Source organism: Cronobacter sp. 153480017-3 (genome assembly GCF_053627815.1).
In genome coordinates, this window is the sequence record NZ_JBSEYN010000001.1 from 258,280 (window position 1) to 276,834 (window position 18,555).

17 protein-coding genes are annotated in these 18,555 nt (G+C 60.5%); 7 read left to right on the top strand and 10 right to left on the bottom strand.

Features of this window, described 5'->3' with window-relative positions:
• Positions 1-10 precede the first annotated feature (10 nt).
• Complete coding sequence (locus ACUW6V_RS01215; RefSeq protein WP_014728805.1) at positions 11-1,336, bottom strand: MFS transporter; 1,326 nt, start codon at positions 1,334-1,336, stop codon at positions 11-13.
• A 163-nt stretch (positions 1,337-1,499) separates the two neighbouring features.
• The gene (gene cybB / locus ACUW6V_RS01220) at positions 1,500-2,030 is read right to left on the bottom strand and encodes a cytochrome b561 (protein ID WP_454037892.1); all 531 of its coding nucleotides are present in this window, start codon (positions 2,028-2,030) and stop codon (positions 1,500-1,502) included.
• A 100-nt stretch (positions 2,031-2,130) separates the two neighbouring features.
• Here cybB and ACUW6V_RS01225 point away from each other — a divergent pair, with 100 nt between their 5' ends.
• Positions 2,131-3,051, top strand: coding sequence for an alpha/beta hydrolase (locus ACUW6V_RS01225; RefSeq protein WP_142969064.1), 921 nt, complete (start codon positions 2,131-2,133; stop codon positions 3,049-3,051).
• Positions 3,052-3,085: 34 nt separating this feature from the next.
• On the opposite strand, the gene aldA is transcribed toward ACUW6V_RS01225, so the two are convergent.
• The 4 genes from aldA to ACUW6V_RS01245 all read right to left on the bottom strand — a co-directional run bounded on the left by aldA (position 3,086) and on the right by ACUW6V_RS01245 (position 6,548).
• Positions 3,086-4,525 (bottom strand): aldehyde dehydrogenase, encoded by a 1,440-nt coding sequence (aldA, locus tag ACUW6V_RS01230; protein ID WP_454037893.1) that lies wholly within the window; start codon positions 4,523-4,525, stop codon positions 3,086-3,088.
• Between the two features lie 203 nt (positions 4,526-4,728).
• Entirely contained in the window at positions 4,729-5,532 is an 804-nt protein-coding gene (locus ACUW6V_RS01235; protein WP_454037894.1) for a YdcF family protein, read from the bottom strand.
• Between the two features lie 136 nt (positions 5,533-5,668).
• Positions 5,669-6,076: a FosA family fosfomycin resistance glutathione transferase gene (fos, locus tag ACUW6V_RS01240; protein WP_454038050.1), complete on the bottom strand. Its 408-nt coding sequence runs from the start codon at positions 6,074-6,076 to the stop codon at positions 5,669-5,671.
• The gene (locus ACUW6V_RS01245; RefSeq protein WP_105588752.1) at positions 6,060-6,548 is read right to left on the bottom strand and encodes a GNAT family N-acetyltransferase; all 489 of its coding nucleotides are present in this window, start codon (positions 6,546-6,548) and stop codon (positions 6,060-6,062) included. Before ACUW6V_RS01245 ends, fos begins: the two co-directional genes overlap by 17 nt.
• 188 nt (positions 6,549-6,736) lie before the next feature.
• Here ACUW6V_RS01245 and ACUW6V_RS01250 point away from each other — a divergent pair, with 188 nt between their 5' ends.
• The 5 genes from ACUW6V_RS01250 to ACUW6V_RS01270 are packed head-to-tail and all read left to right on the top strand — an operon-like array spanning position 6,737 to position 12,062.
• The gene (locus tag ACUW6V_RS01250; protein WP_004388354.1) at positions 6,737-7,168 is read left to right on the top strand and encodes a MarR family winged helix-turn-helix transcriptional regulator; all 432 of its coding nucleotides are present in this window, start codon (positions 6,737-6,739) and stop codon (positions 7,166-7,168) included.
• A complete protein-coding gene (locus ACUW6V_RS01255; RefSeq protein ID WP_454037895.1) occupies positions 7,168-8,823 on the top strand; it encodes an MFS transporter in 1,656 nt (551 codons plus the stop codon). The genes ACUW6V_RS01250 and ACUW6V_RS01255 overlap by 1 nt, the downstream gene beginning before the upstream one ends.
• A gap of 36 nt (positions 8,824-8,859) precedes the next feature.
• Positions 8,860-9,942, top strand: a complete 1,083-nt coding sequence (locus ACUW6V_RS01260) for an HlyD family secretion protein (protein WP_454037896.1) — start codon at positions 8,860-8,862, stop codon at positions 9,940-9,942.
• Positions 9,942-11,366 carry an efflux transporter outer membrane subunit gene (locus ACUW6V_RS01265; protein WP_454038051.1) on the top strand — a complete coding sequence of 475 codons (1,425 nt, stop codon included), beginning with the start codon at positions 9,942-9,944 and terminating at the stop codon, positions 11,364-11,366. Before ACUW6V_RS01260 ends, ACUW6V_RS01265 begins: the two co-directional genes overlap by 1 nt.
• A gap of 39 nt (positions 11,367-11,405) precedes the next feature.
• Complete coding sequence (locus ACUW6V_RS01270; RefSeq protein WP_080322253.1) at positions 11,406-12,062, top strand: O-methyltransferase; 657 nt, start codon at positions 11,406-11,408, stop codon at positions 12,060-12,062.
• Positions 12,063-12,281: 219 nt separating this feature from the next.
• Here ACUW6V_RS01270 and ACUW6V_RS01275 read toward each other — a convergent pair whose 3' ends face one another.
• Positions 12,282-12,788 carry an REP-associated tyrosine transposase gene (locus ACUW6V_RS01275; RefSeq protein WP_454037897.1) on the bottom strand — a complete coding sequence of 169 codons (507 nt, stop codon included), beginning with the start codon at positions 12,786-12,788 and terminating at the stop codon, positions 12,282-12,284.
• A 264-nt stretch (positions 12,789-13,052) separates the two neighbouring features.
• Complete coding sequence (hrpA, locus tag ACUW6V_RS01280) at positions 13,053-16,958, bottom strand: ATP-dependent RNA helicase HrpA (protein WP_454037898.1); 3,906 nt, start codon at positions 16,956-16,958, stop codon at positions 13,053-13,055.
• A gap of 204 nt (positions 16,959-17,162) precedes the next feature.
• On the opposite strand from hrpA, the gene azoR reads away from it, so the two are divergent.
• Positions 17,163-17,768, top strand: a complete 606-nt coding sequence (gene azoR / locus ACUW6V_RS01285; RefSeq protein ID WP_454037899.1) for an FMN-dependent NADH-azoreductase — start codon at positions 17,163-17,165, stop codon at positions 17,766-17,768.
• A 59-nt stretch (positions 17,769-17,827) separates the two neighbouring features.
• Here the strand turns inward: azoR and ACUW6V_RS01290 are convergent, their stop codons facing one another.
• Both ACUW6V_RS01290 and ACUW6V_RS01295 read right to left on the bottom strand, forming a co-directional pair.
• Positions 17,828-18,154, bottom strand: a complete 327-nt coding sequence (locus tag ACUW6V_RS01290; protein ID WP_105600747.1) for a hypothetical protein — start codon at positions 18,152-18,154, stop codon at positions 17,828-17,830.
• 79 nt (positions 18,155-18,233) lie between these two features.
• Positions 18,234-18,554, bottom strand: a complete 321-nt coding sequence (locus ACUW6V_RS01295) for a YdbL family protein (protein ID WP_454037900.1) — start codon at positions 18,552-18,554, stop codon at positions 18,234-18,236.
• Position 18,555: the final 1 nt, after the last annotated feature.

The following is an 18,555-nucleotide window of genomic DNA, read 5'->3' on the forward strand; positions in this document are numbered from 1 at the left end:
GCGTAGAGGTTTAGCGGCGCAGCGGCAGCCCGGCGGTTTCGCGAGCGCGCATCACGGTAATAAAGGTGATCAGCGCCGCGCCCATGACATAAAACGCAGGTGAGAAAAGATTTCCGGTGGAAGCGATGAGAAACGCCGAGAACCACGGCGTGATGCCGCCGAAAAAGGCCACCGACAGGTTATAGGCGACCGACAGCCCGCCGTAGCGCACGCTGGTCGGGAACAGTTCGGCCATCGCTGCGCTGCACGCGCCGTCAAAGGCGGCGATAAACGCGCCCAGCAGCAGCATCGCGAGCACCGCGGAGAGCATATCGCCGTTCGCCATCACCATCAGCGCCGGGTAGGTAAAGAGAATAAATCCGCCGCAGCCTGCGAGCATCAGGGGCCGGCGTCCATAGCGGTCGGAGAGCCAGCCCATAAACGGCACCAGCACCGCGATGCCGAACAGTCCGATGGTCGTAATGGCGTAAGCGTCGAGCTTGCTGAAGTGCATCTGCGTTATCAGGTAGCCCGGCATAAAGGTTTGCAGCATCCAGTGGCCGACCGCTTTGATAACCACAAACCCGACGCAAAACAGCAGCGCGCCGCGGGCGCTTTTAAGCGTACTGCGCAGCGGCGCGGCCTTTGTGGTGCCTGCTTTGGCCGCCGCCTGGAATTCCGGCGTGTCTTCAAGGTGTGTTCGCAGGTAAAGCCCTACCCAGCCGAGCGGCCCGGCGATCAAAAACGGAATGCGCCAGCCCCAGTCGTTCATCGCGGTTTCGCCAAGACTGGCGGTCAGTAAAAATACCAGCCCGGAGCCCGCCACAAACGCCATAAAACCGAAGTTATCGATCCAGCAGGTGAAGTACCCGCGTTTATCCACCGGCGCGTACTCCGCGAGAAACGTGGTCGCGCCGGACGTCTCACCGCCCGCCGCAAAGCCCTGCACCAGGCGAGTCAGCACCAGCAGCGCGGGCGCCAGCAGGCCAATCTGATGATACGTCGGCAAGAGGCCCATAATGAAGGTGGCGCCGGAGGTGAGCAGAATGACCGTCGCCAGCACGCGCTTGCGGCCAATGCGGTCGCCAAGCGAGCCAAAATAAAGCCCGCCGAGCGGTCGCATGATAAACCCTGCGCCAAATACCGCGAAGGACGAGAGCAGCGCCGCCGCCGGGTCGCCGGTCTGGAAAAACTGCATCCCGATAATGGCCGCCAGCGTGCCGTAAAGCCCAAAATCGAACCACTCGACAAAATGCCCCACGCCCGTCGCCAGCAGCACCTTTCGCAGTTTACGCGCCAGTTGCGCCTGTTCGTCCACTTCCACTCCTGTCGCTTCACGTTGCACTGACTGCGTCATGCTGACTCTCCCGGCTGGTGCGCTGATAGGGCGCAAGTGTTTCTATAATAGATATAGATCTATAAGCCGCCGTCGCCAGACCGCCCACGTCGCGCTGCTTAAATTGTGAGCTAAGCCACGCAGCCCGGCATAAAAAGCCACCCGGATCACACTTCAAAGCAGGTTAATCGCGCTTGCCCGGCATCATGCGCAGCAGCGTGTTGTCTTTCCAGAAGTAGTGATGCGCCAGCGCCGCCGCGGCATGAAGCCCTATGACAAAGTAGCTGAGATTCGCGATAAACGCGTGAATGGCGCGCAACTGCATTTCGAGATCTTCATCCGGCTCGGCGGCCACCGGCATGCTGATGCCAAACGCAAACCACGGGCTGCCGCCATAATATTTGGCAACGATCCCGAGCAGCGGCAGGCCGATAAACATCAGGTAGATGACCAGATGCACCAGATGGGAAAGCCCGCTATACATCGCCCGCGGTTTCGGCACGATGGGCGGCGCGGGATATTTAATGCGCACCAGCAGGCGTGTGACCATCAGCACCAGAATCGCGATGCCGCAGCTAAAGTGCGTCCAGATAAAGAGCCGCCCGACAGGACGCGGCACCAGCCCGCGCAGCTCCATCGCCGCATAAGCCATAACCACCAGAACAAACACCAGCCAGTGAAGCGTGATTTGCAATGACGTGTATTTACTGCGCATAAGACTATCCTGATTAAACGCAACGAAAACACCAGGATAACGGCTGAAGATTAAATATTCATTAGTTTTCATGCCGCCACCGCATATTAAAGGAGAGCATATGAATGCCCACGAGGTTCTGTTAACCCGTATGCGCGAAGCGGTCGCGCGCAGCCACGAAATATCCGTCTGGCCACAGGGCGACGCGCCGGGCGCGCGCCAGAGCCGGGCGGTGTTCACCCTTGAGGAACGCCTGACCGGCGACAGCGAGCTTGACCGTTCCGTCACCGGCGTGCGCGCGCCGCGTATTGTGGTTTACGCGCCGGAACATCCCAACGGCACCGGCATTCTGGTGACGCCCGGCGGCTCGTACCGCCGCGTGGTGCTCGACAAAGAAGGCAGCGCGCTGGCACCCGCGTTTAACGACCGCGGCTATACGCTGTTTGTGATGACCTATCGCCTGCCCGCCGACGGCCACGCCGAAGGTGCCGACGCTCCGCTCGCCGATCTCCAGCGCGCCATGCGGCTTATCCGCGCCCAGGCGTCACGCTGGCAACTCGACCCGGATAAACTCGGCGTGCTGGGCTTTTCCGCAGGCGGTCATGCTGCCGCAAGCCTCGGCACGCGCTGGAACGACGCGGTCTACGCGCCGCTGGATGAAACCGACGCGTTCAGCGCCCGCCCGGCGTTTATGGGGCTGGTCTATCCGGTGATGACGATGGAGGAACCGGTGGCGCACCCCGGCTCGCGTGAAGCGCTTATCGGCACACAGCCCGATGACCACGCCATCCACCGCTATTCGCCGGAAAAAGCGATCACCCGCAACACCCCGCCCGCGTTTTTACTGCACGCGGTGGATGACCCGGCGGTGAAAGTGGAAAACAGCCTGCTGATGTTTAACGCGCTACACGCGCAGGGCGTGCCGGTGGAGATGCATCTTTTTGAACAGGGGCAACACGGGTTTGGCATTCGCGATGCCCTGGGGCTGCCCGCGCACATCTGGCCAGCGCTGCTGATGAACTGGATTGAAAGCAAGCTCTGACGCAGCGGGCCGCCCGCAGGCGGCCCTGAAACGGTTAGCTTTGCAGATAGACAACCTGGGTTTGCAGATATTCATGCAGCCCGTGTTTGCCATCCGCCCCGCCGATCCCGGATTTACGCCAGCCCGCGTGGAACCCCTGCATCGCTTCGAAGTTTTCACGGTTGATGTAAGTTTCGCCAAACTTCAGCCCGTTAATCGCTTTCATCGCGGTGGCGAGCGACTGCGTGTAAATCGACGACGTCAGGCCATATTCGCTGTCATTCGCCATCGCAATGGCCTCTTCCAGCGTATCGAACGTGACGACCGGCAGCACCGGGCCGAACGTCTCTTCATGCATGATGCTCATCTCCTGGCGCACATCTACCAGCAGCGTCGGCGGGTAAAAAAAGCCTTTGCCCTCCACCGCCTTGCCGCCGAGCGCCACCGTCGCGCCCTCGCTGACCGCGCGCGCCACTTTTTCTTTCACGCGCGCCAGCGCAGCCGCGTTAATCAGCGGCCCCATCGCGATATCATCACGCGCTGCCGGATCGCCAAATGTCACCGCGCTCAGCGCCTCGCCAAGCGCGCTGACAAAACGGTCATAAATGCCCTTTTGCACATAAACGCGCTCGGCGCAGTTACAGACCTGACCGGAGTTAATCACGCGCGAATCAACAATCGCTTTTACCGCAAGCGACACATTAGCATCGTCCATCACGATAGCAGGCGCTTTGCCGCCAAGCTCAAGGCAGACTTTGGTGATGTTTTTCGCAGCCGCCATCATGATTTTCTCACCCGCGCCGACGCTGCCGGTCATGCTCACCAGCGCCACTTTCGGGTTACCGGCCAGCTCCTGCCCGACGGTTTCGCCGCGCCCCAGGACCAGGTTAAACACGCCCGCCGGCAGGCCCACGTCATGAACAATCTGCGCAAACGCGATGGCGTTATTCGGCGTGAATTCGCTCGGTTTTATCACAATGGTGTTGCCGGTGATCAGCGCAGGGGCCATTTTGCGGGCGATCAGGAAGAACGGAAAATTCCACGGCAGAATGCCGGTGGTAACACCGAGCGCGCGCTTAAACACCAGAATGTTTTCACCCGGCCGGTCGCTTTGCAGGATTTCGCCTTCATAACGGCGCGCCCATTCGGCCATATAGTCGATGTAATCCGCCGTGAAGCTGACTTCAACGCTCGCGAGCTGCTGCGTTTTGCCGCCTTCCGCCACAATCAGCGCGCTGATTTCCGCCGCCTTTTCGCGGATGCCGGCGGCGATTTTACGCAGCCATCCGGCGCGCTCGATGGCGGGCAGCGCCTCCCAGCCCGCCTGCGCGCGGGCGGCGGCGTCAATGGCGCGGCCCGCGTCCTCTGCCGTTCCGTCCGGGATACGGGAAATCAGCGCCTCTGTGGCGGGATTCACGACATCGATCCACGCCTCGCCCTGCCACTGAACGAACTGACCGTCGATATACATCGGATGTTGTACGGGTGCTGTCATCGCATGCTCCTGCTGTCGCATTGGTTTTTAACAGGTGAATTAATTGTTAAAAAATTACGAGCAGCAAATGCGTATACGAAGCGTTTTGGCTGAAAATGTGAATCAGGTCGGGAAAAACGGCGGAGATCCCGCCGGGAGATAACAATTATTCAACACGCCGCTGCCCGTTTGCGCCATAAATCGCGCAAACGGGCAGTCGGCCGTCAGGCGAGTGAACGATGACGCAGAAAGCTGGTGAGCTGCGGCTCCTCGTGCAGCGCCTGCCAGGCGTTCAGCACCTCAGGCGGTATCACCACTTCGTCAATGAAATCACGGCCCGCCGGGCCGTAGCCGTCTGCGTCGTTACGCAGGCGCGGGATCTCCCCCAGCACCAGCGACAGATACCGCTCTACCGGCCAGAGCCCTTCCGACGGCTCGCGGAACTGCACCGCCCTGGCACCATTTTCCAGCACCGGCTGAATGCCGGGGTAACTCAACCACTCCGGCGAGGTCGGCGCGTCGCGCCAGGCGCGGGTAAACGTGGCGTGGGTGCGGCGCTGCATGGTCGGGTCCTGAATCAGCACCGCACGCGCAGGCAGTTCACCGCGCGCATCCAGCAGCTCGCGGGTAAAACGGGCGTTCTCGCCACAGTTGGTGGATTTTTCTTCAACAATAATCTGCTCTTCCGGCACCTCGTGAAACTCGCGGGCGATACGGGCGAGTATTCCCGCCTCCGTAAGGCCGGTGGTGCGCAGATGGTTGTAGCGTGGATGCTGCGCCACGGCGGCATAGAGGAACGTGGTCGAGTGACCCAGCCCGCCGGTTATCAGCAGCGGCAGCCCGCTCTCTTTAGCCAGACGCGCAGCGGCGTCCACGGTGGGCAGAACGGCGTTACCCGCCAGCACAATCAGCTCAGCATCCCCGGCAGCAGGAGCGGCGGCAAAATCGTTCCGGGCGAGCCACGCGCCGATGAGGTTAACACGCTGCAGCGTGCCTTCCGACAGCAAAGGAAAAGGCATCATGTTCATGGTCACCTCCATAGTCAAAGCCAGCATCCAGCGTACCGACTGGCGTTCGGCTCCCCTACCGGAGAGCTCCTAATCTGCGATATGCCGGACAATCACCGCACCGCTTATCGTGCACGTGATAGAAAACACGCGGTGATTAATCATAAAACCGCATCCCCTTATAGGGCTCGGCACGGCAGGCGGCGAGCCGGGTGGCGAGACTGCCAACGTGCAGTTCGAGCTGATGCCCGTCCGGGTCGAGGAAATACCAGGAGTCGCCCTCGCTGCGGTTGGTTTTCCAGGTTTTCACGCCCGCGGCGGTGAGTTTATCCACCATTAACGGGAAATCCGTCTCGCTCACGGTAAAGGCATAATGCGTGTAGTCCGCCGCAGGCTGCCCGGCGCTGTCATCCTGCGACAGACAGAGCCAGAGATCGCCGCAGGAGAGATACGCCCCGCCGTCCCAGCGCGCATGCAGCCGCAGCCCCAGCAGCGAGTGGTAAAACGCCAGGCTTTGCGCCACATCGTGCACGGCGAGCGTCAGATGATTAAGCCCGCTGAGCATCATCTTCGCCTTCTTCCTGAAGTGGTTTTGCGAAGCAGACCGCATCCTGCTGCCCGACGTAGCGCCCGTAGTTGTCGATAATCTCGTAACCGCGGCGCAGGTAAAACTCTACCGCGCGCGGATTGGTGCGCCGCGTCTCAAGCCACGCCTGATCGTAACCAGCGTCGCGCGCGAAGCGCTCCGCCGCGCTTAATAACTGGCTGCCCGCGCCGGGGTTATCCGGCAGTGCGAACAGGCGTTTGATTTCGGCGATGCCCGGCTTCAGAGGCCGACAGGCCACACAGCCGATGGCCGTGCCGCTGGCGTTGCGCGCCAGTAAAAAGGTGGCCCCCTCAGCGCGCACATCGTCATTATTAAACGACTGCCTGCCCGAGCTGCCAGTCAGCGCGGCCAGCGTTTCAGAGAGCGCCGCCAGCAAAACGATAGCGTCAGGGTGCGTCGGGTCGCTCGGTTCAATCAGGTAATCAGGCATCTTTCCCTCTCATTCATGCGGCGTCAGGCCGCATCAGAGCATAGCGCAGCGGCAATGGGTGTGGCTGCAATTCAGACAACCCGCCGCAATACATTCACAATATTTTTTAAAGATTAATTTACCTTCACTTGAATTATCAAAATGGCGCGCTCTAGAATAGTTAGAGCACTAACGATTGGATAACCGCCGTGGATACGCGTGACCTGACTTTCTCACATTTGCTGTGGATGACCGCCCACCACTGGCGTCTCGCGATGGATCGGCGGCTGAAAGGGCTTGGCATGAGCCAGGCAAGCTGGGTGGCCGTCGCCGCGATTGCGCGGCATGAAACGCCGCTGTCGCAGGGTGAGCTGGCACAACAGCTCGGCGTGGAGAGCGCGACGCTGGTGCCATTGCTGAATCGCCTGGTGGAACAGCAACTCATTGAGCGCGTGACGCCGCCTGGCGATCGCCGCAAGCGGCTGCTGGTCGCCACACCACAAGGCCAGGCGCTGTTTGAAAAGGTGAAAGTCGAGGCAGATAGCCTCAGGGAGACTATCCTTTCCACCATTCCCCCGGAAGAACTGGCCGTCACGCGTCGCGTACTGGACCGTTTGTTGCAGGAAATTGAAAAACAGTAATGCGATCGGTGAAACACGACCCTTATGCGCCACGCGAGTGGGCGCCCCATGAAAAACCGATGCTGCTCGGCTCGCCGTCGACGCCGCACCATGCGCCCTGGAAGCGCATCGCCTATGGCATCGTCGGGCTGCTGGTGTGTCTTACCGGCGCGCTCGGTAACGCGATGGTCACGGCGAACCTGCAAAATTTACAGGGCACCTTCGCCGCCTGGTCGACGGAAATCGCCTGGCTGCCCGCGGTTTACGTTATGACCAACGTTTCTATCAACCTGCTGCTGGTGAAATTTCGCCAGCAGTACGGGCTGCGCGCTTTTACCGAAGGGTTTCTGGTGCTCTATGTGCTGGTGACGTTTTTCCATCTGTTCGTTAACGATCTCAACACCGCCCTCATGGTGCGTGCCGCGCACGGCATGGTGGGCGCGGCGCTGAGTTCGCTCGGCATTTATTACCAGATCCAGGCCTGGCCCGCGAAGCATCGCCTGAAGGCGCTCACCATCGGCATTACCGGCTCGCAGCTCGCGATCCCCATCGCTCGCCTCTTCTCCACCGAGCTGCTGCAACTTGAAGAGTGGCGCGGTCTGTATCTGTTCGAACTGGGGCTGGCGATGATTTCGCTCGCCTGTGTGATTGCGTTAAAACTGCCGCCGGGCGATCGGCGCAAAGTGTTTGAGAAAAAAGATTTTATTACGTTTCTGCTGATGGCGCCCGGCATGGCGCTGCTCTGCGGCGCGCTGTCGCTCGGACGGCTCGACTGGTGGTTTGAAGCGCCGTGGATAGGCTGGGCGCTTGGCGCGTCGCTGGTGCTTATCGTCGCCGCTATCACGTTCGAGCATAACCGCACGAATCCGCTGCTGAACACCCGCTGGCTCTCCAGCGGCAGTATTGTGCGCCTCGGGCTGATTATGGTGCTGATCCGCATCGTGCTGGCGGAGCAGAACACCGGCGCTATCGGCTGGTTGCAGTACATCGGTTTGCAGAATGAACAGATGACTAACCTGGCGCTGGCGATCCTGGCAGGTGTCATTTGCGGCATCGTCACCAGCGCGCTCACTATCAATCCGCAGAAAACCGTCTGGCCGATTATGGTCTCGCTGGCGCTGATGATTGTCGCCTCGCTGATGGACAGCCAGGCCACCAGCCAGACCCGCGCCGACCAGATGCTGATAAGCCAGTTTTTGCTCGGCTTCGGCAGCGCCTTTTTCCTGGCACCGGCGATGCTCGCGGGCATTGGTGGTGTTATCGCCGATCCGCGCAACCTGGTGAGCTTCTCCGTGCTGTTCGGCATGAGCCAGAACCTGGGCGGGCTTATCGGCTCGGCGCTGCTCGGCACCTTTCAGACCTGGCGAGAGAAATATCACTCCAGCCTGCTGGCCGACCAGCTCTCCTCGCTCAGCCCGCTGGTGAACGAGCGGATAGCGCAGTACAGCCAGATCTGGAGCAACCTGCTTAACGACCCGACGCTGTTAAACACCCAGGCGGTGCAGCAGTTGCAGAGCGTGGCGACAACCGAGGCCAATATTCTGGCCTATAACGATACCTGTCTGCTGACGGCGGCCATCGCCGCCTCGACGCTGTTGTGGATTTTCTGGCGGCTTATCCGCCTGCGGCTCGCCGCACGCCGTGCACTGAAGCAGGCGATGCAGAGCGGCCAGTAACCTGACGATTTTTGACTGACATATTCTGGAGTAGTGATGAGCCAACAAGGCGCCCCGACCCCCGCGTCGCCGGAAAAAAACAACCTGCGCGTGGTTTCCTTTTTCGCCGCCGGTGCCATCGGGCTGGTCGGCCTGCTGGTGATTATGTACGCCTGGCAGCTTCCGCCGTTTACCCGCCACGCCGCCTCGACCGATAACGCCTACGTGCGCGGCATGACGACGTTTATCAGCCCGCAGGTAAACGGCTATATCACCGCCGTCAACGTGCAGGATTTCGCGCATGTGAAACAGGGCGGCGTGCTGATGACCATCGATGACCGCATTTACAAACAGCGGGTACATCAGGCGCAGGCGACGCTCGCCATGCGCGAGGCGGCGCTGGCTAATAACCTGCAACAGCGCCGCAGCGCCGAGGCGACCATCGCCCAGAATAAAGCGGCGCTCGCCAGCGCCCGCGCCCAGAGCCTGCATAACCAGGCCGATTTACGCCGCGTGAAGGAACTGACGCAGGACGGCTCGCTGTCGGTGCGCGAGCGCGACGCCGCCATCGCCAGCGCCGCGCAGGGCAGCGCCAGCGTAGAGCAGGCCGCCGCGCAGCTAGAGGTATCGCGCCAGAACCTGCAAAGCGTGATTGTGAACCGTGCGTCGCTGGAGGCGGATGTGGAAAACGCCCGCGCGGCGCTGGAGCTTGCGCAAATCGATCTGCAAAACACCCGCATCATCGCCCCGCGCGACGGTCAGCTCGGGCAGATTGCCGTGCGCCAGGGCGGCTACGTGACCGCCGGTACGCGACTCACCTCGCTGGTGCCGCCGCAGAACTGGGTCATCGCTAACCTGAAAGAAACGCAGCTCGCCGACGTAAAAACCGGCCAGTCGGTCACATTCACTGTGGACGCGCTCAACGATGAAAAATTCGAAGGCCGCGTGCAGAGTATCTCTCCGGCAACCGGCGTGGAATTCAGCGCCATCACGCCCGATAACGCGACCGGCAACTTTGTGAAAATCGCTCAGCGTATCCCGGTACGCATCGAGGTACTGGGCGACGCCGGAAAACGCGCGCGCCTGCGCCCCGGCATGTCGGTACAGGTGACCATTAACACCCGCAGCGAGGCGAAATGATGCGCCGCGCTCTGACTCTGCTGACAACCACCCTCCTGCTCGCGGGCTGTCATTCTGGCAACGTGGAGCAGGCTCGCCCCTCGCTCATCATTCCGCCCGCCTGGCGCGCCGCCATCGGCCCGTCCTCGCCCACAGAAGGTTTCTGGTGGCGCAATTTTCACGATTCGGCGCTGAACCGCTATGTGGATCAGGCGCTGCGCTACAACAGCGATGTGCTGCTCGCCCGCGAGCGTGTTAATCAGTATCAGGCGCAGGTACAGGCGGCGCTCGGCGATCGCTTCCCGACGCTTGACGCGGGCTTCAGCGCCGGTCGCAGCCGTTCGCAATCTGCCGCGACCGGCCTGCCGGTGTATGGCGATCTCTACAAAGGCAGCCTGAACGCCAGTTATAACGTCGATATCTGGGGCCAGTACGCCAGCGCCGCCGACGCCGCAAAGGCGAGCCTGGAGGCGCAGAAAGCCGCCGCCGCGGCCGCCAGCCTGACGGTGGCCTCGCAGGTCGCGAGCGGCTATATCACCCTGCTGGCGCTGGATGAGCAGCTTCGGGTGACGCAGTCGACGCTTAGCGCGCGCGAAGACGCGCTGAAGCTGGCGAAACGCCAGTATGAAACCGGCTATAGCTCTCGGCTGGAGCTGATGCAGTCGGAATCTGAACTGCGCGCCACGCGTGCGCAAATCCCGCAGATTCAGCACCAGATAACCCAGCAGGAGAACGCGCTCAGCATTCTCATCGGCCAGAATCCTGGCCCGATCGCGCGCGGCGGTGAATTTGACGCTTTAAGCCCGCTCACGATTCCGTCGCAGCTGCCATCATCGTTGCTGAACCGCCGCCCGGATATCGTCCAGGCCGAGCAGACGCTGGTAGCGAGCGACGCCCAACTCAACGTGGCTCGCGCGCGCCTGCTGCCGGGCATTAATCTCACCGCGTCGGGGTCGCTGCAGGAGAATACGCTGCCGGAACTGCTCGCCAATCCGCTGCGGCTCTGGAGCGTGGGTGCCAGCGTTCTCGCGCCACTGCTCAACCGCGAGGCGCTGAATGCGCAGGTTGACGTGACAACGTCACAGAAAAATCAGGCGCTTTACAGTTATGAGAGCACGGTGCGCAACGCCTTTAAGGAAGTGAACGACAGTCTGGACGCGGTGCAGCGTCTTGGGGAACAGCTTGTTGAGCTACAGGCGCAGGAGCAGGCGGCGCAGGAGACGCTGCGCATTGCTCACAACCGTTACCAGAACGGGTACGCCTCTTATCTTGACGAGCTGGACGCCCGCCGCACGCTGTTTTCGGCACAGCTCAATGTGGTGCAGGTGAAAAATAATCTGCTGCTGGCGCAGGTGGATCTCTACCGGTCACTCGGCGGCGGGTGGCCCGGTGCCGCTGCGCAAAACGGTAATCACAGCTATGCTGCTAAAGTAGCCAGTCCGTAATTTCACGCGCCTGCACGGCGCTTTCAGGGGAGCGGTTCGATGCAGCAACAATGGCGTGAAGTCGATGAATATCTGGCGCAGGCGCTGATCCCCGCCGATCCGCTGATGACGCAGGTGCTGGAGAACAATCGTCTGGCGGGCCTGCCGCCGCATGACGTCTCGCCCTTGCAGGGACAGTTTCTCGGGCTGTTAGTGATGATGACCGGCGCAAAGCGCGTACTGGAAATCGGCACGCTTGGCGGTTACAGCACGCTGTGGCTGGCGCGTGCGCTGCCGGAGGACGGACTGGTGGTGACGCTTGAGGCGAGTGCCGAACACGCCGAAGTGGCGGCCGCCAACCTGGCGCTGGCGAGCGTGACGCCGAAAGTGCAGCTGCGCGTGGGGCCAGCGGCGGAGAGCCTGCCGCTGTATGCCGACGAGCCGCCTTTCGATTTGATTTTTATCGATGCCGATAAGCCGAATAACCCGCTGTACCTGGAGTGGGCGTTGACGCTTTCACGCACCGGAACGGTGATTGTAGGTGATAACGTGGTGCGCGACGGTGCCGTGACCGATCCACAGAGCGATGATTTGCGCGTACAGGGCGTGCGAACGTTTATTGAGATGCTCGGCAACCACCCGCGCCTGCGCGCTACCGCGCTGCAAACCGTCGGCAGCAAAGGCTGGGACGGTTTTACGCTCGCGGTGGTAAAATAATTACGGCGCGGCGGGTGCGGTTTGAGGGGCGGCGGGTATGGTTTGGTGGAACGGCGGGTGCGCTTACGCTGACCCGCCCTACATATAGGTTAACGTGGGGGTTGCCCCGGCGGGTGCGCTCCGCTTACCCGCCCTACGCACAGGTCAATGTGGGTAATGTAGGGTGGGTAAGCGAAGCGCACCCGCCATCACCCAATCCAACCACACCCTAGGACGCGGCTACCTTCGCCGTTCACCAACGCAAAACTCCCCGCTGTCTCCCGCCCAGGTTTTCGGATACACCCCCCGCGCCACATCGCGGTGAAACGATGAAAATGGCCATTCGCACACCTCGCGCACCCAACCATGTTTCACCGGATTGAAATAAACATAATCCAAGTGCCGCCGCAAATCCTCTTCATTCCGGATACCATGCTCCCAGAAGCGTCGCTGCCAGACCGTGTCTGCCGCGCGTGGCGGCGTTAACGCGCGGGTAAACCCTTTTTTAATCTCCTGCCAGCGCACGGAATAATTGTGGTCTCCTTCCGGCAGCGTCCATATGCAATGCATGTGTTCAGGCAGCACCACCCAGGCGTCAATGGTGAAGGGATAGCGGCGTTTCACCCGAGCGACCTGCGCACGCAACAGGTCAATGTAACGGCATAACAGGAGGCTGCGACGGTTGCGCAGATTGACGGTGAAAAACCAGGTGTTGCCAGGGATATAAAGCCTGCGATAGCGGGACATACGATTCGCCTCCTTCCATGAGACCCGTTGCCGTTTTCATGGTGGGTGCGCTGCGCTCCCACCCTACGGGGGTTGTCGCGGGTTTATAACATGTACGATGGGCGTTCGCTTTTTGGGGATGTCAGGTTTGCGATATAGATTCCGGAACGGCGGGTGCGCTCCGCTTACCCGCCCTACGGAATACGGTGGGCGTTGTAGGAACTTGTAGGGTGGGTAAGCGTAAGCGCACCCACCATAACAATATTCCGCACCCACTGTGCGCAACTACGTCCCGCTCACCTGCTCCATCGCCTGCAACACGCGCTTGTCGGATACCGGGTATGGCGTGCCGAGCTGCTGGGCGAAATAACTGACGCGCAGCTCCTCGATCATCCAGCGGATCTCCTGCACGTCGTCGTCATCGCGCCGCGCGGGCGGCAGCTTGTTAAGCCACTGCTGCCACGCCTGCTGTACAGCTTCCACTTTGAGCATCTGCGCGCGGTCGCGGTGCGGGTCAACGGCCATCTTCTCAAGCCGTTTCTCAATGGCGTTAAGATAACGGAGCGTATCGCCGAGGCGCTTATAACCGTTGCCGGTGACAAAACCCCGGTACACCAGGCCGCTCATCTGGGCTTTGATATCAGAAAGACCGAGCGCCATCGTCATATCCACGCGCCCTTTCAGACGCTTGTTGATATTGAACACCGCCGTCAGGATCTGCTCGACCTGCTTGGCGATATCCACCACGGTGTCGTTCAGTTCCGCACGCACTTTATCGTGAAGCTGCGCAAAGCCCGCTTCGCTCCAGACCGGCCCGCCGTTTTCGGCAATAAGCTTATCAACGCCGCAGGAGATGCAGTCGTCAATCAGATCCAGCACCTTGCCGTATGGGTTGAAATAAAGCCCGAGCTTCGCTTTGTTCGGCAGTTTCTCATGCAGATATTTAATCGGCGACGGAATGTTCAGCAACAGCAGACGGCGCAGCCCGCGCCACATGGCATGTTGCTGCTCCTGCGGGTTATCAAACAGCCGGATGCCGACGCTCTCTTTCTCATCCACCAGCGCCGGGAAGGCTTTCACCTGATAGCCGCCGCGCTTCTGCTCATAGCGCTCGGGCAGCGTGCCGAAGCTCCAGATATGCAGCCCGCTCTGCTCGATGCCGTCATCCGCTACCGCTGAAAGGGTTTCCTGCACTTTCTCTTTCAGCCCCTCTTTCAGCGCGTGGAGATCTTTGCCCTCGCGCAGCTTGCGGCCTTTCTCATCCACAACCCGGAAAGTCATTTTAAGATGATCGGGCACCTGTTCGGCCTGCCACGCCTCGCGGTCAATCGTCACGCCGGTCATACGGCGCAGTTCGCGCTCCAGCGCGTCCAGCAGCGGCAGCTCCAGCGGCGTAACGCGGCCTAAAAACGCCTCGGCGTAGTTAGGTGCCGGAACGAAATTGCGGCGTACGGGTTTTGGCAGCGATTTGATCAGCGCGATGATCAGTTCGCGGCGCATTCCCGGCACCTGCCATTCGAAGCCCGCGTCTTCCACCTGGTTTAACAGCGGCAGCGGAATATGGACCGTCACGCCGTCGGCGTCGCCGCCTGGCTCGAACTGATAGGACAGGCGCAGCTTCAGGTTGCCCTGATGCCAGAAGTTCGGGTAATCGAGCTTGCTGACCTTCTCCGCGCCCTCTTTAATCAACATGCTCTTTTCGAAGTTGAGCAAATCCGGCGTTTCACGGCTCGCTTTTTTCCACCAGCTGTCGAAGTGGCGCGCGGAAATCGCATCAACGCTGATGCGTTGATCGTAAAACTCAAACAGCGTGTCGTCGTCCACCAGGATGTCGCGGCGACGCGATTTATGCTCCAGCTCCTCCACTTCGGCGCGCAGTTTCTGGTTTTCGCGGAAAAAGGCGTGACGCGTCTGCCAGTCGCCTTCCACCAGCGCGTGGCGGATGAAAAGCTCACGCGAAAGCACCGGATCGATCTGGCTGTAGTTAACGCTGCGCGCGGCCACGATCGGCAGGCCGTAGAGCGTCACTTTCTCGCTCGCCATCACGGCACCCTGCGCGCGCTCCCAGTGCGGCTCGCTGTATGAGCGCTTAATCAGGTGCTGCGCCACCGGTTCGATCCACTCCGGGTCGATACGCGCCGCGATGCGCCCCCACAGGCGGCTGGTTTCCACCAGCTCCGCCACCATCACCCACTTCGGCGGCTTTTTAAACAGCCCGGAGCCCGGGAAAATGGAGAAACGGGCATTGCGCGCGCCGGTGTACTCCTGTTTATCCGCGTCTTTCATGCCGATGTGCGACAACAGTCCGGTCAACAGCGCCGTGTGAACTTCGCGGTAGCCCGCCGGTTCGCTGTTCACCGGAATGCCAAGCTCTTTGACCACCTGGCGCAGCTGGGTGTAGATATCCTGCCATTCGCGCACCCGCAGATAATTAAGATAATCGGTGCGGCACAGGCGGCGGAACTGATTGGACGACAGCGCTTTCTGCTGCTCGCCGAGGTAGTTCCACAGGTTCACGAAGGCCAGAAAATCGGACTCTTTATCATGGAAGCGGCGGTGTTTCTCATCCGACGCCTGCTGTTTATCAAGCGGACGCTCGCGTGGATCCTGAATCGACAGCGCCGAGGTGATGATCATCGCCTCGCGCACGCAGCCATGCTTTTGCGCCTCCAGCACCATGCGCGCGAGACGCGGGTCCACCGGCAGTTGCGAAAGCTGACGGCCCAGCGGCGTCAGTTTATACACTGACGCCTGCGCGTCGGTGGTGATAGCGCCGAGCTCCTCCAGCAGACGCACGCCATCCTGAATGTTGCGCTTATCCGGCGCTTCGACAAACGGGAACGCGGCGATATCGCCAAGCCCCAACGCCGTCATTTGCAGAATGACGGACGCCAGGTTGGTGCGCAGAATTTCCGGGTCGGTAAATTCCGGGCGCGAGAGAAAATCGTCTTCCGAATAAAGGCGGATACAGATGCCTTCCGAGACGCGCCCGCAGCGGCCTTTACGCTGGTTGGCGGACGCCTGCGACACCGGCTCAATCGGCAGTCGCTGCACTTTAGTGCGGTAGCTGTAACGGCTGATGCGCGCCGTCCCTGGGTCTATCACATATTTAATGCCCGGCACGGTCAGCGACGTTTCGGCGACGTTGGTCGCCAGCACAATGCGTCGCCCGGCATGCGGCTGAAAGACGCGGTTCTGTTCGCTGTTGGAGAGCCGCGCATAGAGCGGCAGCACCTCGGTGTGCGGCAGGTTGAGCTTCATCAGCCCGTCGGCGGTGTCGCGGATTTCGCGCTCGCCGCTCATAAAGATCAGGATATCGCCCGGCCCTTCGCGGCCCAGCTCCTCCACGGCGTCGAAAATCGCCTGTAGCTGGTCGCGCTCGGTGTCGTCTGCTTCTTCTACAATCGGCCGGTAGCGCACCTCAACCGGATACGTACGGCCAGAGACTTCAATAATCGGCGCGTTATTAAAGTGGCGCGAGAAACGCTCAGGATCGATGGTCGCCGACGTAATAATAACTTTCAGATCCGGGCGCTTTGGCAGCAGTTCGCGCAGGTAACCCAGCAGAAAATCGATGTTCAGGCTGCGCTCGTGCGCCTCATCGATGATGATGGTGTCGTACTGCATCAGCAGGCGATCCTGCTGGATTTCCGCCAGCAGGATACCGTCGGTCATCAGCTTAACCATGGTATTGTCGCTGACGTGATCGCTAAAGCGCACTTTATAACCGACGCAACCGCCCGGCTCGGTTTGCAGCTCTTCGGCGATGCGGTTCGCCACAGTACGCGCCGCGAGCCGACGCGGCTGGGTGTGGCCGATTAGCCCTTTCACGCCGCGCCCGAGTTCCATACAGATTTTCGGCAACTGGGTGGTTTTCCCGGAGCCGGTCTCCCCCGCCACGATCACCACCTGGTGGTCGCGCACGGCGTTGAGGATATCCTGTTTCTTCTGGCTGACCGGCAGGTTTTCCGGGTACGTAATGGCCGGGCGCGCCGCTTCGCGCAGCAGGACTCTCCCTGCCGCCTCGCTCATCTCCTGAGAAAGCTGTTCGAAAAGCGCCTGCTGAGATTCAGTATTTTTAATCTTTTTGGCCCCGTGGAGGCGACGGGCGAAGCGGCTTTTATCGCGCAGCATCAGCGAGTCGAGACGTGCCATCAGGGCGGAGAGAGTAATATTTTGTTTTTCCATCATTGTGTTATACGGCCTGTGCACGGCCCGTTAAATCTTAGGGTTTCGTTAAGCGTAGAGTACCACACCGCTTTCTGGCGCGCCTTGTTCAAAAATTTAGAACATAGACTTCGATATATTGCGCTATCACTGTAATCGGTTTGTGAATAGAGTTGTCGTCAGGCAAGGGGCAACGGCCCTGACAACCAAATCAAAAAGGAACATCCCATGAGCAAAGTACTCGTTCTGAAGTCCAGTATTCTGGCAGGTTACTCCCAGTCCAACCAGCTTTCCGACTACTTCGTGGAGCAGTGGCGTGAAAAGCACAGCGCGGATGAAATCACCGTGCGCGACCTGGCAGCAAACCCGGTGCCGGTACTGGATGGCGAGATGGTTGGTGCCCTGCGCCCGTCAGACGCGCCGCTGACTCCGCGTCAGCAGGACGCGCTCTCGCTCTCTGATGAACTGATTGCTGAGCTGCAGGCGCATGACGTGATTGTTATTGCGGCGCCGATGTACAATTTCAACATCCCGACCCAGCTGAAAAACTATTTTGACCTGGTGGCCCGCGCTGGCGTGACGTTCCGCTACACCGAGAAAGGGCCGGAAGGTCTGGTAACCGGCAAGCGCGCTATCGTGCTGACCAGCCGCGGCGGCATCCATAAAGATACCCCGACCGATCTGGTGACCCCGTACCTCTCCCTGTTCCTGGGCTTCATCGGTATCACCGACGTGAACTTTGTGTTTGCCGAAGGCGTGGCTTACGGCCCGGAAATGGCGACCAAAGCGCAGAGCGACGCCAAAGCCGCTATCGACGCACTGGTTTCTGCATAAGAGACGTCCAGACGAAAAAACCGCCCTCCGGGGCGGTTTTTTTATGGGCGCAGCCCGCGTTACGCCACCACCCACGGCGTTTCATCAAGCGCAAACACCAGCGTGTTATCCCGCACCTGATAGGGAATGGTGTAAGTGCGCGCATCATGCATATCGCGATCGCAGCACGGCTCGAAATAGTGCACCAGACAGCGGAACGTAAAGGTGCGGTCGGTAATGTCGGTTATCTCGAACGACTCCGGCTGATACGCGTAGCGGATATCGTCCGGGTGCTCGGACATCACCAGATGTTTAAACAACCCGGCGTTAGCGCGCAGCACCTGCGCAATAGCCGGTAACGATGACGCCTGCGCGTCGTCCAGCGGCAGAGTGTATTCGGTTGTCATGACGTTTCTCCTGTAAGCGTGTTTGCCGAGCCTGACACAGGCGCGCAGCCTCGTCTGTTACCCGTGGGGAGTAGCGGTATTATTTTTTCATCCACCGGCCATTGATGCCGCGGACATATTCGCCGGGTTTACTGCGCGCCACCAGCTTCTGCCCTGCCATTTTCGCCACTTCATCGACCGGCAATCCGTTCTGTTGAGCGACATCGCGGTAGCTTTCAGCCCGCGCCTGATTAATGCGCGCCACCAGCGCCGCCGTTTCGGCATCCTGCGCCACCGGCGCAAGATAACCGGTGAACGTTTCGCCCACGCGCCCTTGCGCGCGGGCCTCGTCAAGCTTCAACGCATAGCTGACGGGGCTTGCCAGCAGCAGCGCCAGCATCACGACCAGCAAGCTTTTCATT

What these genes read in the sequence shown, in the direction of transcription:
- ACUW6V_RS01215 (WP_014728805.1), bottom strand. Translation starts at nt 1,336, where the DNA reads ATGACGCAGTCAGTGCAACGTGAAGCGACAGGAGTGGAAGTGGACGAA.
- cybB (WP_454037892.1), bottom strand. Translation starts at nt 2,030, where the DNA reads ATGCGCAGTAAATACACGTCATTGCAAATCACGCTTCACTGGCTGGTG.
- ACUW6V_RS01225 (WP_142969064.1), top strand. Translation starts at nt 2,131, where the DNA reads ATGAATGCCCACGAGGTTCTGTTAACCCGTATGCGCGAAGCGGTCGCG.
- aldA (WP_454037893.1), bottom strand. Translation starts at nt 4,525, where the DNA reads ATGACAGCACCCGTACAACATCCGATGTATATCGACGGTCAGTTCGTT.
- ACUW6V_RS01235 (WP_454037894.1), bottom strand. Translation starts at nt 5,532, where the DNA reads ATGAACATGATGCCTTTTCCTTTGCTGTCGGAAGGCACGCTGCAGCGT.
- fos (WP_454038050.1), bottom strand. Translation starts at nt 6,076, where the DNA reads ATGCTCAGCGGGCTTAATCATCTGACGCTCGCCGTGCACGATGTGGCG.
- ACUW6V_RS01245 (WP_105588752.1), bottom strand. Translation starts at nt 6,548, where the DNA reads ATGCCTGATTACCTGATTGAACCGAGCGACCCGACGCACCCTGACGCT.
- ACUW6V_RS01255 (WP_454037895.1), top strand. Translation starts at nt 7,168, where the DNA reads ATGCGATCGGTGAAACACGACCCTTATGCGCCACGCGAGTGGGCGCCC.
- ACUW6V_RS01260 (WP_454037896.1), top strand. Translation starts at nt 8,860, where the DNA reads ATGAGCCAACAAGGCGCCCCGACCCCCGCGTCGCCGGAAAAAAACAAC.
- ACUW6V_RS01265 (WP_454038051.1), top strand. Translation starts at nt 9,942, where the DNA reads ATGCGCCGCGCTCTGACTCTGCTGACAACCACCCTCCTGCTCGCGGGC.
- ACUW6V_RS01270 (WP_080322253.1), top strand. Translation starts at nt 11,406, where the DNA reads ATGCAGCAACAATGGCGTGAAGTCGATGAATATCTGGCGCAGGCGCTG.
- ACUW6V_RS01275 (WP_454037897.1), bottom strand. Translation starts at nt 12,788, where the DNA reads ATGTCCCGCTATCGCAGGCTTTATATCCCTGGCAACACCTGGTTTTTC.
- hrpA (WP_454037898.1), bottom strand. Translation starts at nt 16,958, where the DNA reads ATGATGGAAAAACAAAATATTACTCTCTCCGCCCTGATGGCACGTCTC.
- azoR (WP_454037899.1), top strand. Translation starts at nt 17,163, where the DNA reads ATGAGCAAAGTACTCGTTCTGAAGTCCAGTATTCTGGCAGGTTACTCC.
- ACUW6V_RS01290 (WP_105600747.1), bottom strand. Translation starts at nt 18,154, where the DNA reads ATGACAACCGAATACACTCTGCCGCTGGACGACGCGCAGGCGTCATCG.
- ACUW6V_RS01295 (WP_454037900.1), bottom strand. Translation starts at nt 18,554, where the DNA reads ATGAAAAGCTTGCTGGTCGTGATGCTGGCGCTGCTGCTGGCAAGCCCC.